Genomic DNA, 14693 nt, shown 5'->3' with positions numbered 1-14693 from the left:
GCTGCTGTTCCTTAATTATAACGGTAATTTTTCTTTCATACGCTCTACTATCTTGTAAGCTGCAGGACAAATAGCGGTATTCTTCACAGTAATAGTTCCTATTTGATAAATCTTTTTTCTATCTGTGTGTGGATATTCCCTGCAAGCTTTAGGTCTTACTTCATAAATAGAACAATAATTATCTGTTCCTAAAAAATGACATGGCGTTTGCTGTAAAACATAATCTTGATCTTCATCAATTCTTAAAAATTGATCGATAAAATTACCAGGTTTCATTTTAAAGTGTTTGGCAATTCTGTTGATGTCGTTAGTGGTAAAAAGAGGTCCTGTTGTTTTACAGCAATTAGCACAAGTCAGGCAGTCCACTTCATCAAAAACCTCATTATGTATTTGTTGTACTTCGTTGTCGAGGCCTTTTGGCTTTTTTTTGCGTAACTTTTTAAAGAATGCTGTGTTTTCTTTCTTTTTTTGTTGGGCTAGCTGCGGCAGCTGATCTAAAAACTCTTCCATTAATTACAGCTAGGCATATGCATAGAGCTCTAATAGCCCTGTGTTTTAAGCAGAGTAGTAACATTACACATTAATTCACGCGACCAGTAAATACTAGAACTTTCTTTTGCCTTATTAATTTGATCAACTCTATTGAATAATTTCTTGCCAGTGTTGGAGTTTTTAAAGGCAGTTAGTTCTGCTTGTTGACCTTTAGTCATTCCAGAACGGTCTTTTTTATATTGAACTCCTGTTGAAGAGCGATAAAAATTTATTAAATTACGTATGTCTTCTTTATCTTCAAAAATGCTTCGGTATTCGGAAGCTAGAATCCCTTTAAACTTTGCTACCGAAGCACTTTTTCCGTCGTAAATTTTTTGCCATGTTTCAGTGGGCACTTCTTGTGTTTGATAAGCGTCTTGCAACATTTTTACCATTCCATCGTAAGCGGCTTCATACTCTGTATTGATGCCACTTACTTCAAAGTACTCCATCATCAAAGATTGATAGGATTCTTCTTTTTGAGCGTTTGTACTTAAAAAACAAAACGATAAAGCGATAAATAAATAAATGGACTTTTTCATTATTTGGCTATTTAGTTCAAAAATACACTTCGATTCTTAAAATGCATTTAGTAAAATAGAATTTTAATTAAGTTAGGTCAAATAACACTATTTACCGATAAATTATATTTAATCCTTAATGGACATCTTTTTAAATTATCAACAAATCTTAAATAACTTAATAAATAAGAAAATGACTAGGCTTTTTATGTTGGTCTCGCTTTCGCGAAAGCGGAATTATAAAACTATTTTATCGATCTGCGGCTCTATGTCTCTCTCTTGCTAATAATGTGTTTTTAAGTAACATTGCGATCGTCATAGGACCTACGCCTCCAGGAACTGGAGTAATATAGCTTGCTTTTTTAGAAACGTTTTCAAAATCGACATCGCCGGTAATGTAATAGCCTCTCTCTCTTGAGTCATCTGGAACTCTTGTAATACCTACGTCTATAATGACAGCATCGTCTTTCACCATTTCGGCCTTAAGGAATCCTGGAACGCCTAACGCTGTGATAATAATATCTGCTTGAGAAGTGATTTGTGTAATATTCTTAGTATGACTATGAGTAAGTGTTACGGTGGAGTTCCCTGGAAAACCTTTTCTTCCCATTAATATACTCATAGGTCTTCCTACAATATGCGATCTACCTATAACTACAGTGTGTTTTCCTTGGGTTTCTACTCCGTAGCGGTCCATTAATTCCAAAATTCCAAATGGTGTAGCAGGAATAAAAGTACTCATGTCTAAAGCCATTCTACCAAAGTTAGTAGGATGGAAGCCATCTACATCTTTATCAGGATCCACTGCCATCAATACTTTTTGAGTATCTATTTGTTTAGGTAGTGGTAACTGAACGATGAAGCCATCAATTTCTGGATTATCATTGAGCTTTTCAATTTCTCGTAACAACTCGGTCTCGCTCGTTGTATTAGGCATGCGCACCATCGTGCTTTCAAAACCTACACGCTCACAGGCGCGTACTTTAGAGCCTACATAAGTGAGACTTGCACCATCATTCCCAACTATAACCGCTGCTAGATGAGGTACTTTTTCACCTTTATTTTTCATTTCTTGAACGATTTCTGTGATCTCGTTCTTAATGTCGTTACTGGTCTTTTTTCCGTCTAGAATAGTCATAATCGAAGATTGAGGTGAATAGAATTGTAAAAATCAAACTTAAAGAGGACAAATAAAAGATTATCTCGTCACAATTATAACCTACTTGTTAACGATAGCGATTGCGTAAATAGATTCATAAAAAAAAAACTCCACAGCTAAGAGCTATGGAGTTTGCGAAATATTACTATTAAAGTCTATGTTTAGTCCTAACGCATTTTCCCTAAGGCGTTCATCATTGCTTTTCCTTTACCACCTTGCATCATCTTCATCATTTTACTCATCTGGTCAAATTGCTTCAGTAATTGATTTACTTCTGTTACTGTTGTACCGCTACCTTTTGCAATACGTTTTTTACGAGAACCGTTTATAACTTGTGGTTTTGTGCGCTCCTCAACAGTCATGGAGTGTATAATAGCTTCTATTCCTTTAAAAGCATCATCATCTATATCAACATCTTTAAGCATTTTTCCTGCACCAGGAATCATACCCATAAGATCTTTCATATTACCCATCTTCTTGATTTGCTGGATTTGAGAAAGGAAATCATCAAAGCCAAATTGATTTTTGGCAATTTTCTTACTCAATTTACGAGCCTCTTCCTCGTCGTACTGCTCTTGTGCGCGTTCCACAAGTGAGACAACGTCTCCCATTCCTAGGATACGATCTGCCATACGTTCTGGATAGAAAACATCCAGAGCTTCCATTTTCTCACCGGTACCTATAAACTTAATAGGTTTATTAACTACTGTTTTAATCGATAGGGCAGCACCACCGCGTGTATCACCGTCTAATTTAGTAAGTACAACACCGTCAAAGTTAAGACGATCATTAAAAGCTTTTGCAGTGTTTACCGCATCTTGACCGGTCATCGCATCCACGACAAATAGTGTTTCTTGAGGTTTTATAGCAGCATGAACATCTGCTATCTCGGTCATCATTTGCTCATCTACAGCCAGACGACCAGCAGTATCTATGATTACTGCATTAAAACCGTTTGCTTTGGCATAAGCAATTGCAGCTTCAGATATTTTAACTGGGTTTTTCTCTTCACGATTAGAAAATACTTCTACGCCTACGCTTTCTCCTACAACGTGTAATTGATCTATTGCCGCTGGACGATAAATGTCACAAGCAACAAGAAGTGGTTTTTTACTTTTTTTGTTCTTCAAAAAATTTGCAAGCTTTCCAGAAAAAGTTGTTTTACCAGATCCTTGAAGTCCAGACATTAAAATGACCGTAGGATTTCCACTGAGGTTTAATCCTATAGCATCACCACCCATGAGCTCAGTAAGCTCATCTTTTACAATTTTAGTGAGTAATTGTCCTGGTTTTAATGTAGTAAGTACACCTTGACCTAGGGCTTTTTCTTTAGCTCGAGAAGTAAACTCTTTAGCTATTTTATAGTTGACGTCAGCATCAACTAAGGCACGACGTATTTCTTTAAGAGTATCTGCAACGTTAACTTCGGTAATGCTTCCATGTCCCTTAAGGACGTGCATAGCTTTATCGAGTTTGTCAGTTAAATTATCAAACATATTTTTTACTCATTTTTTGAAGAATGCAAAGATACTATTATACCTCTTTACCTTCAAGGTTTTCAATTGGTTTCTAGTGACAATGGATATTCCATGAGACTAGGTCATCATAATGACAGTTTTAATGAATTTATAATTTAACGATTTAAGTCATGATGTAATTTTCAATTTGATCTTTTGAGGCCAATATAGTCTACTTAAAGATTTTCTAAGGAGCTGTTTTTAGTTAGGAATCATTTGACAGTGATAAATGTCATCGTTTCTGATTTTTAGATGTTTTAAATTTACTTTAAATAAAAATTAATAGGAGAGCTTGACATTTCTTTTTCAATTTTCACAAGCTGAAATTCTAGGACTTTATATCGATAAAGCTGTTCTAATTTTAAAATTTGATTCTTATGAAAACAATTCTTTTACCTACCGATTTTTCAGAAACATCTATAAATGCTGTTGCATACGCAGTACAGCTTTTTAAGAAGCAACATTGTACGTTTATAATACTCAACACCTATCAACCAGTTGCCGTTTTTACCGCAACGACTTATGGAAATAATCCAGAACTAGACATGAATTTGGGTCAATTATTTCAAGAAAAATCTGAGACTAAAGTTCAAGAGATCATTAAGCAAATGTCTACGACGTATGCTAATTCCTTGCATACTTTTGAAGGACGATCTTCATTTAATTTATTAAGTCTAGAAATAGAAGAGATAGTAGTTGAGAATGATATCGATGTGATAATTATGGGAACAAATGGAGCATCTGGATTGACCGAAGTTTTTATTGGTTCCCAAACTATGCAAGTAATTAAAGCCGCAAAAACACCAGTGATAGGCGTACCAGCAGGTAGCGTCTTTAAAGATCCTAATAAAATACTATTTACTACAGATTACAATATTAATAAGTATCAAAATGGATTGCCATTATTACAAGATATTTCAAATAACTATTCTCCTGAGCTCATATTTTTAAACGTATATAAAGGTCAGGCATTAACATCACAGCAAAAGGGAAACAAAGACTCACTAGATGAGTATTTTGAAAACGACCATCACTTAACCCATATTTTAGAAAGCAGAGATGTTCTTGAGGCAATTAAAGGATATGAGTCTACTCATGAGATAGACATGGTGGTATTAGTGCGCAACAAGCATAACTTTTTTGAAAACCTTATGTTTAAACCTGTTGTTCAAAAAATTGTACATCACTCTAAAGTTCCATTTTTAATTTTGCCGCCAGATCAATCGGCGTAATGGATAAAAGGAACAAAATTCTTAATTATAATACATCATACGCAAATGAAAAGTAAAATATTAATTCCTACTGATTTTTCTCTTAATGCATGGAATGCTATTCAATACGCTTTAAAACTTTATAAAAATAAAGAATGCGACTTCCATATATTAAATACCTATAGTAGCTCCGTACCTAGTAAAAAGGATCTAGTTGCTGCAAAAGCAGATGAGCTTTCCTTTCAAAACGAAAAAACAAAATCTGCAAAAGGATTAGAAGAAGTATTAGAAAAAATTCAATCTACCTTCAATAATGAGAAACACAGCTTTACAACAGTTTCACTGCAAGATGATCTTTTGAGCGCTATGAAAACTATTGTTGAAAAGCGTGACATAGAGTTAGTAATTATGGGAACAAAAGGTGCTAGTAATTACAGAGCTACGGTGCTAGGAAGTAATACTATAAATACTATGGAGAATCTACGAGTATGTCCCATAGTAGGAGTCCCTTATGATGCAGAAGAGGTGAGTATCAAACAAATTATATTTCCTACAAGCTTTAAAACTCATTATAAGAGAAAGGAACTCAATCACCTTGTAGAACTTGCCGTTTTACAAGCCGCTAATATTTGTGTTTTACATGTTTCTTCAAAAGAGAACCTCTCTTTAAACCAAAAGGAAAATAAAGAACTTCTTAAGGAATGTCTAGAAGGAGCCTCGTTTACTTTTCAAGAAGTGGAGAGCTCTCATGTTGCAGATGGTATTAGAAAATTTGTAAGTAAAAATGATAGCGATATGATTGCTTTTGTGAATAGAAAGCACAGTTTCTTCTCCACTATTTTTAATAAACCATTAGTTCAAGATCTTGGCATGTTGAGTGAATTGCCACTGTTTGTTATGCACGATTTACGCAATTAACAAAGGGCAGCATAATCTTTTTAATGGTTCCGCTTTCGCGAAAGCGAGAACAAAATAAACCTTAATACATTGTACTAAGTACTGCAAAATTTATCTAAACTTAAGGTCTACTTGCTATTTAATTGATGCATAACTACTACGTGAGGAAAAGTAATACCGCCTAAAAAAGCGATGATGATACTGAGGAATAGACTGGTATAGTCGCTAAGGAAATAGTATAACACACCTAGAAAAAAAAGGGCAGCTATCCAATAAAGTAGCGAGTCCTTAATATAGGTCTTTATGGTATTTGAATTTACTGTTCCTTCCAGATAGCAAATTTGATTGTAGATGGAAGGTACACTGTGCCATAAAATAAAATATATAGCAAAACCCCAAATAAGGTTTGAGGTTGAGAAAACCGTAAATATTAGGAGTAGGTAAAACAGTTCTTTCAGCACCTCTTTTAACTGAAACTGCTGCCTGAATTTTAAGAAACACAGCAATAATACCACCACCGAAGCTATCAATGGATAGAGCAATACTTCTACTTCTAGATTGCTACCTAGTAGATCATTTATGATAAGTAGACTTTCTTGAGCATGAATGTATAATAAGGTAAGTATAATCATTAAGCCGTAAGCACTTACAAATAAGTTGTAATACCAGGTGGTTTTAATTTCATATTTTTCAAAGTGCTCTTGTCCAAAATGGTAACCACTGATCACTATAAACAGCGTTAAAATAAATTCTGGGACGATAAAAAATAAACCAGTACCTGCAAGAACTATTAAAGAATAAAGCCCTAGAAATAATAAAGTCTTCTTTAAGTTTAATTTTCTAGCATTGAAATAAATCTTTAAATCGTTTGCGCCATGTCCTACACCTATCGTAAGAATTAAAAAATAGCCTAATGCAAACTCCATTGCTTCAGGTATTTGAAAGGATATCCATAAAAAGAAAAAACTCAGTACCATAATAAGGTTATATAACTGAAATTTCCTAGACATATTTTTTGTTTAATATTAACACTTCAAAGTTAAACAATTATGTTTAATCTTTCGTATCTTTACTTAAACATAAAAACTTAAATTATGAACTTTTTACTTTCAACACTTGAAGTGGCTAAAATGGCCACAGATGATTATGTAGGTTTTACATTTTTCATCGGGAGCATGGCCATGATGGCTGCAAGTGCTTTTTTCTTTTTGTCATTGAGTCAGTTTGACAACAAATGGCGTACCTCTGTATTAGTCTCTGGACTAATTACTTTCATAGCAGCGGTGCATTATTTTTACATGAGAGATTATTATGCTGCAACAGATAGCTCTCCAACTTTCTTCAGATATGTAGACTGGACTTTAACAGTACCGTTAATGTGTGTGGAATTCTATTTAATCCTTAAAGTAGCTGGTGCAAAACTAGGACTGATGTGGAAATTAATTTTCTGGTCTGTAGTAATGCTAGTAACAGGTTACTTTGGAGAAGTAATCGCATTAGGAAATCCTACCATGCAATGGGTTTGGGGTCTTGTTTCAGGAATCGCTTACTTCATTATAGTATACATGATATGGTTCGGTGAGGCAAAGAAACTCGCTACATCAGCAGGTGGAGCAGTTCTTAAAGCGCACAACATCTTATGTTGGTTTGTACTAGTAGGATGGGCCATCTATCCATTAGGATATATCCTTGGTACTGAAGGTGGATTATTCGGTTTACAACTAGTTGAAGATCCTAAAGCAGCACAAGAAGCAATGGACGTAGTTTACAACATTGGTGATGCAATCAACAAAATTGGATTTGGTCTAGTTATTTATAGTCTAGCTGTTACGTCTTCAAAAAAAGTTGAAGCTTAAGAGTTTATAATCTAAATAGTAAAAGCTGGCTTTTTAAAAAGCCAGCTTTTTTTTTAAAATTATTTTCAATTGAAAACAAAATAGAATTCTCATAGAAATCATTAAAGAATCTTCTTTAGCTACAGGTTAAGAATTTCTATTCCTAACGCATATTCTGACGTTGTCGTTAATTTGAAAGCATAAGAAAAGCCCATTGCAATTGTTGCAATGGGCTTTTATCATTTTCTAGAGAAGAAAAGGAACTAGTTAATTCCTACTACTTCTAGTTCAAATACTAAATCTTGTCCCGCTAGAGGGTGATTTGCATCTACGATAATATGGTCATCTTCCACTTGGGCTACTCTTAACTGGCGTTCAGTTCCATCAGGATTTTGAGCCATAAGTCCCATTCCTACCTCTGGTTTGATCTCACCTGGCAATTGGTCTTTAGGAACTTTGTGAAAAAGTTCTTTCATCACCTCACCATAAGCTTCTTCTTTAGGTATTTCTATTGTCTTTTTCTCGTTCACTTTCATGTCCACAAGACCTTTTTCAAAACCTGGTATCAATGCACCTTGACCTAATTGAGCTTCTAGTGGCTCTCTTTCGGCGCTCGTGTCAAAAACTTGTCCGTTTGCTTTTAATTTTCCTGTGTAATGCACTTTTACAGTGTCATTTGCTTTCACTTGACTCATAAAATTGATATTTTTTGTATCGGCTGCAAAGGTATGATTTACAAATACCTAACAAAATTGAGACGGCTTTAATCCTCTATATTAAGAAAGACTTAACAACTTAGGTGGCTTAATGATGAATTGTAGGGTTGTTTTGTTTTCTCGCTTTCGCGAAAGCGGAATAAGATAACGTTCTAGCTACTTATGAAAATTGGAATAAGAAAGCACCTTAACCACAATTGGTTTTGAAATGTAACCTAAGAGATGGCAGTAGTATCAATCACCTTCTTTGTTAAAGTCATCGGGCAATTTTTGTAGCTCATATTGATTATGTATGCTAATGATCGCAAGACCGAATAGGACAGCTACTACTATCAAAATAGTACTTATTAGTCCACTGACTCCAAAGGAAATTCTTATCAGGATGGTAGAAATAATAAATCCTGAATTCCTTATGGTTTTATGAAATTCATGGGTGTAGAAAAACGAAATGAGTAATAATACCACATCTACTAAAATCAAAATAGTAAAAAACTCATCAAAAAATAGGTTGTTAATCGTGTCTAGTGGTGGCAATTCATTGGTAGAAAAGGAAATTTCTAATGACCAATTAATCAATGTATACAACGCCATAAAAAAGAATAATGGCACTAAAATCACAGCGATTGTTTTTTTCTTTTTTACAAATCGGTCTATGGAAGAAGGAGCCGTATCCTGAAGCTCAATTTTACGTTTACCTTGTTTTTGAAACAGATAAATCAAAAAGAATAACAGCAAAGATGCGACGATGTCATAAGTAAATTGCAAATCGCCTTTAATTTCAAACCAGTTAGACGTTAACTCTAAAGCAGATAAATCTTTAAATAATTTACGGATAATTATAAGAGTGATGATCTCATACTGTTTAATGATGTATGTAGTAAAAGATTTAGGTAAATAGTAAATTAAGAGATACACCTCATAAATTAAAATAAAAGAAAATGGCGTGTATATGGCCGATATAGGATTCTTTAATAATTCTAAATCTTGAGAAAAAGGCAGCAAGTTAAAATCGATCAAATAAATTACGGCTAGGTGTATGAAAAAACTAACCAATGCAATAAAAAGAATTATTCTTTCGGTTTTTTTCCTGGTTTTCTCAGAGAGAAATCTGTCAAAAAGAATAGGTATAAGCTTAGTTATTTTGGTCATCTGTTGGTTGATTCTAGCAAGAGTAAACCTAAGAATGTTATTGTCTCTTACATCGATTACTTAAAAATAGTCGTTAAGAAGTTGAATCATAACAGCTTTGGGATGATTTTCACAGTTACACAGCTCCATTTGTAACTCTTTAATTAATTTTATGATTGTAAAAGGTCATTTCTATTTCGACTAGACGTGAGATGAATAACTCATTTTCTTTTTAACAACTCAAAAGTTGCTGCGTTACCCTAAAAATTATTTAAGTTTTTCCAGCTCTTGATCTGCTTGTTCATAGCGCATTCTGTGTAGTGCTGCATCTACAAAGAGACTTAATCCGGTATTAAAAATTACTAATGCTATGGTGCCATAACCTATCCATTGCCACCATTCAGCGCCATCATATCTGTAAAAAGCTGCATCTGTAATACAACTTATTCCTGCTCCTATAAGAACTAATCCTGCTGGCGCTTGATATTTCCATCTTTTGTAGTGTTTTGTGGCTTTTTTGTTCATGGGATCGTTGTTGAGGTTTTATACTTATTGTAAAATAAGGAATTGTGCCTTAATAGAGTACAATGATACTTGTTAAACTAACTATAGTTCGTTAAGAATCACTTCTACATGATCTAGTAAATAAATGTATCTAATGATTGATTATTTACTTTTTTTCCAGAAGTATTGGGTTAAATAAATAAACAAAAGTAGCATCGTGACAGACATCACTGTTAAATAGGCTCTTTGTGATGCAATATCAGGAGTAGACGACGTCATGATTCTGTACGATTCAGAAACTGCACCTAAAGATCCGGCTCCAAAGAAAAATGCAAGTATTCTGAAAGCTAATTTGCTCATAATCTTGTTACTTTATTTTTTGAGTTTATTTAAAAGTAAGTAAAAATACATAGAGAATTTATTTCAGCTTCTTTAATTACAAGTGTTTTGTACAAGTTTAGCTTTTGCGAAAGCGGAACTAACAAAGGTTCTATTCAATCAGTATATAAGCAGTGCTTACTAATGTCTCCCTAAAGAATCTGCTTTTTTAAGTAAATCAGGCATGCGATAATCTCCGTGCATTTTATGAATAAAATCTGCTGCTACATCTAAATCAATTCCCAAAGCGGTAATATAAAGTGGTTTTTTACTCTCACCTCTGTAGACCAGTCTTTTGTTATGTTTTATGGGTACAAAGTTGTTTTTGCCTACTCCAATCAACGGAATTTGCTTGTCCAAGCTTTCATATAAATAGCCGCCTAAACCTAATTTATCCTGATCGTCTAAAATAACAAAACCATCTATTATTATGGCCTCACAATCTTGAAGGTTTATTTTTTTAAGTAGATCTAAAATACAAGGTAATTCTCTTTTGTAGAATGCTCCAGGTACATACTCCTGTATACCTGTATACAATTCTTCATGGACTAGGGTTTCTTCTTCGTCTTCCCAATCATCAAACTGTATAGCAATGGTTCTTGCCTTATCGTTAAAATAAAAAGTGTCAAATGCTAGAATCATTGTAAATAGAGCTCTTTTAAAATAATCTTATTTATTTTTTTTCAACATTTATAACTGATAATCAATATATTAATGTGATACCATTACCCTTAAAGGAAGTTGTAAAAGAATAATTTAAAAACAAAAAGAATCTAAAATTCTATTTGAGAATACAACTCTTTAGGTAAAGACTTTACTGCTTCTTCAAGTTTAGTTTGAAATCGTAATTTTTCGTTTTTGTCTTCTAAATTGTGATAATAGTTGTTAATAATATAAAATCCTAAAACCCTATTGTAAATATCTAATTCGGTGTCGGTTAAAATCGAAAATAATTGCTGTTCTACTCTAGATTTGTTATTTGTTTCTGTTAATGCCCTTCCGATTCTTCTTATACTACCATAATAGTGGTTTATTGCAGGGTCTTCCATTCTTAAAGAAATCCCGATTATTAAATCCAAAACATCGATATGTAACTCTTCTAACTCTTTGAGATAGGTTTTCCTTCCCGCCCAGGCATAGCTACCATCACTTATTCTTTCAAACCTGTCGTTCATGACATCTAGATGTGCTTTGAGGAACACTTCCCAGTTTTGAGTCTGGGCAGATAGCATCGCAATGTTAATAGCATGTCTTCTAGGGCTGCTGTCTTGACTGCAACTTCCTACTACTCTTGTACTTCTCAATTTGTTGAGTAATTCTGCTTGTTTAGTAGAAGGTAGACTTTTCCAGTTTTGGGGTATTTCAACCCAACCACTTTCTAGATCTTTCTTAAATTTTGTAGAAGTTGTATCGATTAAACAATCTGCATAGCCTATCATTTTAGAGTAGTATAATGGTATTTTTTTACTTTCCATCTTATTTGGCAAGTAAAAGGCATCTATATATTCGTCAGAATACGATGATTTTGCAGAATACTTGAATATCCAATTTCCTAGATTCTTTGGATTGTATTTGTTCAGGTTTTCATCAAATCTAAATTCTAAACCATAATCATTATCTAAACGTATTTCAGTGAATTGCATTACGTCATTCTCCTCATAGTCCTTGTATTTGAACTGTACGATAAGAATATTTTTAGTAAGTTTTGTTCCAGGATATTTTTTTAGAAACTTTTCAAGACTTATGTTGTTTTCAAGGTCTTTTTTGGCACTTTTAATATCGTTCTTTTTAAGTTCTAATTTATGACCTATCGCCTGATATTTTGAAGTAAAAAGTTTATTACTATCGCACAATTTAAATTCCAAATTGAGTGAATCTACTACATTACTTAAGCTGTTCATGGTAGATTCATCATAAATGAGCCCGTTTTTCTGTATTTCAAATTCACCACTTTGACTCATGCAAAACAGAGAAAAGAAATAGGAGAGTATTAATAGATTTATTTTTTTCATATACGATTTATTTATAGTTTGATAACGTTTTTTTAAAACAATAATTATCAAGCAGGTGAAAAAGTTGTCTTCTTAAAAATACTCCTTACCATTTTCAAAAACAAAAGGAAACCACTTTTTTAGAAGGTTGCATTATGATCAATCTGCTTGTTAATTGGCTCGCTTTCGCGAAAGCGGAATAGTTATGATATCATTAATAAAGCACCACATTTGAAGATCTCTTAATGAGAACAAATAACTCAAAAACTCACGATCTCAACGACTCACAACCTCATCAACTCACAGACTCACTAACTCAACGACTGACAACACATAACTCATAACCATCATTTAACGCAACCAATGAATTAAAAACCAATAAATAAGACTACTTTTGCAGCCGCTTAGAAGCATTATTTTTTATGAAAGATATTAGAAACATCGCGATTATTGCTCACGTAGACCACGGTAAGACTACGTTAGTAGATAAGATTTTACACCATTGTGAAACCTTCCGTGAGAATGAAGCTACCGGAGATTTAATTCTTGATAACAACGATATTGAACGGGAACGTGGGATTACTATTCTTGCAAAGAACGTATCGGTAATGTATAAAGGAACAAAAATCAATATCATTGACACTCCTGGTCACGCCGATTTTGGTGGTGAAGTAGAACGTGTTCTTAACATGGCAGACGGTGTACTACTTCTTGTAGATGCCTTTGAAGGTCCTATGCCACAAACGCGTTTTGTACTACAAAAAGCAATCGACTTAGGTTTAAAACCTTGTGTGGTTGTCAATAAAGTAGATAAAGAAAACTGTACTCCAGATGAAGTACATGAATCTGTTTTTGATTTAATGTTTGAACTAGGTGCTGAAGAATGGCAACTAGATTTTCCAACTGTTTATGGTAGTGCCAAAAACAACTGGATGAGCGAAGACTGGAAGAATGAAACGACTGACATCGAGCCGCTTCTTGATATGGTGATCGAGCATGTTCCTGCTCCTAAAGTGGAAGAAGGAACAACTCAATTATTAATTACATCTTTAGATTTCTCTAATTATACGGGACGTATTGCAATAGGTCGTATTAAGAGAGGTTCTATAAAAGAAGGTCAAAACGTTTCTTTATGTAAGCGTGACGGTTCTATTACAAAAACCAAAGTCAAAGAAGTTTATGTCTTTGATGGAATGGGAAAAGCCAAAGCTCAAGAAGTAATGGCTGGTGATATTTGTGCGATTGTAGGACTAGAAGGTTTTGAAATAGGTGACAGTGTTGCCGATTTTGAAAATCCAGAAGCGATGGAAACCATTGCTATCGATGAGCCTACGATGAGTATGTTGTTTACCATTAACGATTCTCCTTTCTTTGGTAAGGATGGAAAGTTTGTAACATCACGTCACATCAAAGATCGTCTTACTAAAGAATTAGAAAAAAACCTAGCACTACAAGTACACGATACCGATGCTGCAGATAAATTCATGGTTTTTGGTCGTGGAGTATTGCACCTTTCTGTATTGATTGAAACGATGCGTCGTGAAGGTTATGAATTACAGATAGGACAGCCACAAGTAATTATCAAAGAAATCGATGGTGTTAAATGTGAGCCTGTTGAAGAGCTTACTATTGACTTGCCAGAAAATGTAAGTGGTAAGGCTGTAGAAATGGTTACTTTGAGAAAAGGAGAAATGACGAGTATGACGCCTAAAGGTGATCGTATGGTCATAGAATTTAAAATGCCATCTCGTGGTATCATAGGTTTACGTAATCAATTGATCACTGCTACAGCTGGTGAGGCGATTATGAACCACCGTTTTGTAGGTTTTGAACCTTACAAAGGTGAGATCGCAGGACGTATTAATGGTTCTATGATTTCTATGGAAAAGGGAACTTCTATTCCTTATTCTATGGATAAATTACAAGATCGTGGTAAATTCTTTATTCACCCAGGTGAAGAGATTTACGGTGGTCAGGTAGTAGGAGAGAACTCTAGACCAGATGATCTAGCGATTAACCTTACTAAAACAAAGAAACTTTCTAACGTGCGTAGTGCCGGTAACGACGATAAAGTAAAAATTGCTCCGCCAGTAAAGTTCACACTAGAAGAAGCTTTAGAATACATTCAGAAAGATGAGTACGTAGAGGTAACTCCTAATCATTTAAGATTACGTAAAATCTTCTTAGATGAAAACGAACGTAAACGCAGAGCAAAAGAGCTTTCATAATCTCTTTTCTTAGATAATTATACATCCTCCATCATTTCGATGGAGGATTTTTTTATGGATGGATTTAAGAGTTTGAT

Annotated in this window: 15 protein-coding genes; 4 read left to right on the top strand and 11 right to left on the bottom strand. The window is 34.1% G+C overall.

The window, feature by feature from the left end:
• Positions 1-15: 15 nt before the first annotated feature.
• From DDD_RS01400 to ffh, 4 genes are all read right to left on the bottom strand, one after another.
• Positions 16-510, bottom strand: a complete 495-nt coding sequence (locus DDD_RS01400) for a YkgJ family cysteine cluster protein (RefSeq protein ID WP_015360927.1) — start codon at positions 508-510, stop codon at positions 16-18.
• A 29-nt stretch (positions 511-539) separates the two neighbouring features.
• Positions 540-1073, bottom strand: a complete 534-nt coding sequence (locus DDD_RS01395) for a DUF2059 domain-containing protein (RefSeq protein WP_015360926.1) — start codon at positions 1071-1073, stop codon at positions 540-542.
• Between the two features lie 229 nt (positions 1074-1302).
• The gene (locus tag DDD_RS01390) at positions 1303-2190 is read right to left on the bottom strand and encodes a bifunctional 5,10-methylenetetrahydrofolate dehydrogenase/5,10-methenyltetrahydrofolate cyclohydrolase (protein ID WP_015360924.1); all 888 of its coding nucleotides are present in this window, start codon (positions 2188-2190) and stop codon (positions 1303-1305) included.
• A gap of 188 nt (positions 2191-2378) precedes the next feature.
• Positions 2379-3707, bottom strand: a complete 1329-nt coding sequence (ffh, locus tag DDD_RS01385; RefSeq protein WP_041566835.1) for a signal recognition particle protein — start codon at positions 3705-3707, stop codon at positions 2379-2381.
• A gap of 398 nt (positions 3708-4105) precedes the next feature.
• Between ffh and DDD_RS01380 the strand changes: the two genes are divergently transcribed.
• Together DDD_RS01380 and DDD_RS01375 are read left to right on the top strand one after the other, a co-directional pair.
• The gene (locus DDD_RS01380; RefSeq protein WP_015360922.1) at positions 4106-4960 is read left to right on the top strand and encodes a universal stress protein; all 855 of its coding nucleotides are present in this window, start codon (positions 4106-4108) and stop codon (positions 4958-4960) included.
• A gap of 45 nt (positions 4961-5005) precedes the next feature.
• Positions 5006-5857, top strand: coding sequence for a universal stress protein (locus DDD_RS01375; RefSeq protein WP_015360921.1), 852 nt, complete (start codon positions 5006-5008; stop codon positions 5855-5857).
• Between the two features lie 107 nt (positions 5858-5964).
• Here DDD_RS01375 and DDD_RS01370 read toward each other — a convergent pair whose 3' ends face one another.
• Positions 5965-6846 (bottom strand): Brp/Blh family beta-carotene 15,15'-dioxygenase, encoded by an 882-nt coding sequence (locus DDD_RS01370; RefSeq protein ID WP_041566834.1) that lies wholly within the window; start codon positions 6844-6846, stop codon positions 5965-5967.
• Positions 6847-6930: 84 nt separating this feature from the next.
• On the opposite strand from DDD_RS01370, the gene DDD_RS01365 reads away from it, so the two are divergent.
• Positions 6931-7692: a bacteriorhodopsin-like gene (locus DDD_RS01365; RefSeq protein WP_015360919.1), complete on the top strand. Its 762-nt coding sequence runs from the start codon at positions 6931-6933 to the stop codon at positions 7690-7692.
• Between the two features lie 242 nt (positions 7693-7934).
• On the opposite strand, the gene DDD_RS01360 is transcribed toward DDD_RS01365, so the two are convergent.
• From DDD_RS01360 to DDD_RS01340, 6 genes are all read right to left on the bottom strand, one after another.
• Positions 7935-8366 (bottom strand): FKBP-type peptidyl-prolyl cis-trans isomerase, encoded by a 432-nt coding sequence (locus DDD_RS01360; RefSeq protein ID WP_015360918.1) that lies wholly within the window; start codon positions 8364-8366, stop codon positions 7935-7937.
• Positions 8367-8621: 255 nt separating this feature from the next.
• Positions 8622-9536, bottom strand: a complete 915-nt coding sequence (locus DDD_RS01355; protein ID WP_015360917.1) for a hypothetical protein — start codon at positions 9534-9536, stop codon at positions 8622-8624.
• A 246-nt stretch (positions 9537-9782) separates the two neighbouring features.
• Positions 9783-10040 carry a hypothetical protein gene (locus tag DDD_RS01350; protein ID WP_015360916.1) on the bottom strand — a complete coding sequence of 86 codons (258 nt, stop codon included), beginning with the start codon at positions 10038-10040 and terminating at the stop codon, positions 9783-9785.
• Between the two features lie 141 nt (positions 10041-10181).
• Complete coding sequence (locus DDD_RS17810; protein WP_015360915.1) at positions 10182-10379, bottom strand: hypothetical protein; 198 nt, start codon at positions 10377-10379, stop codon at positions 10182-10184.
• A gap of 159 nt (positions 10380-10538) precedes the next feature.
• Positions 10539-11039, bottom strand: coding sequence for an endonuclease V (locus DDD_RS01345; protein ID WP_015360914.1), 501 nt, complete (start codon positions 11037-11039; stop codon positions 10539-10541).
• A 131-nt stretch (positions 11040-11170) separates the two neighbouring features.
• Positions 11171-12409, bottom strand: coding sequence for a hypothetical protein (locus DDD_RS01340; protein ID WP_015360913.1), 1239 nt, complete (start codon positions 12407-12409; stop codon positions 11171-11173).
• 401 nt (positions 12410-12810) lie between these two features.
• On the opposite strand from DDD_RS01340, the gene typA reads away from it, so the two are divergent.
• Positions 12811-14616: a translational GTPase TypA gene (gene typA / locus DDD_RS01335; RefSeq protein ID WP_015360912.1), complete on the top strand. Its 1806-nt coding sequence runs from the start codon at positions 12811-12813 to the stop codon at positions 14614-14616.
• Positions 14617-14693 lie beyond the last annotated feature (77 nt).

The sequence above is a fragment of the Nonlabens dokdonensis DSW-6 genome, assembly GCF_000332115.1.
GTDB lineage: Bacteria > Bacteroidota > Bacteroidia > Flavobacteriales > Flavobacteriaceae > Nonlabens > Nonlabens dokdonensis.
The sequence above is the reverse complement of the archived record's forward strand: the minus strand, read 5'-3'. Positions and strand labels throughout refer to the sequence as shown.

Coding starts and splice junctions, on each gene's coding strand:
- DDD_RS01400 (WP_015360927.1), bottom strand. CDS start 510: ATGGAAGAGTTTTTAGATCAGCTGCCGCAGCTAGCCCAACAAAAAAAG.
- DDD_RS01395 (WP_015360926.1), bottom strand. CDS start 1,073: ATGAAAAAGTCCATTTATTTATTTATCGCTTTATCGTTTTGTTTTTTA.
- DDD_RS01390 (WP_015360924.1), bottom strand. CDS start 2,190: ATGACTATTCTAGACGGAAAAAAGACCAGTAACGACATTAAGAACGAG.
- ffh (WP_041566835.1), bottom strand. CDS start 3,707: ATGTTTGATAATTTAACTGACAAACTCGATAAAGCTATGCACGTCCTT.
- DDD_RS01380 (WP_015360922.1), top strand. CDS start 4,106: ATGAAAACAATTCTTTTACCTACCGATTTTTCAGAAACATCTATAAAT.
- DDD_RS01375 (WP_015360921.1), top strand. CDS start 5,006: ATGAAAAGTAAAATATTAATTCCTACTGATTTTTCTCTTAATGCATGG.
- DDD_RS01370 (WP_041566834.1), bottom strand. CDS start 6,846: ATGTCTAGGAAATTTCAGTTATATAACCTTATTATGGTACTGAGTTTT.
- DDD_RS01365 (WP_015360919.1), top strand. CDS start 6,931: ATGAACTTTTTACTTTCAACACTTGAAGTGGCTAAAATGGCCACAGAT.
- DDD_RS01360 (WP_015360918.1), bottom strand. CDS start 8,366: ATGAGTCAAGTGAAAGCAAATGACACTGTAAAAGTGCATTACACAGGA.
- DDD_RS01355 (WP_015360917.1), bottom strand. CDS start 9,536: ATGACCAAAATAACTAAGCTTATACCTATTCTTTTTGACAGATTTCTC.
- DDD_RS01350 (WP_015360916.1), bottom strand. CDS start 10,040: ATGAACAAAAAAGCCACAAAACACTACAAAAGATGGAAATATCAAGCG.
- DDD_RS17810 (WP_015360915.1), bottom strand. CDS start 10,379: ATGAGCAAATTAGCTTTCAGAATACTTGCATTTTTCTTTGGAGCCGGA.
- DDD_RS01345 (WP_015360914.1), bottom strand. CDS start 11,039: ATGATTCTAGCATTTGACACTTTTTATTTTAACGATAAGGCAAGAACC.
- DDD_RS01340 (WP_015360913.1), bottom strand. CDS start 12,409: ATGAAAAAAATAAATCTATTAATACTCTCCTATTTCTTTTCTCTGTTT.
- typA (WP_015360912.1), top strand. CDS start 12,811: ATGAAAGATATTAGAAACATCGCGATTATTGCTCACGTAGACCACGGT.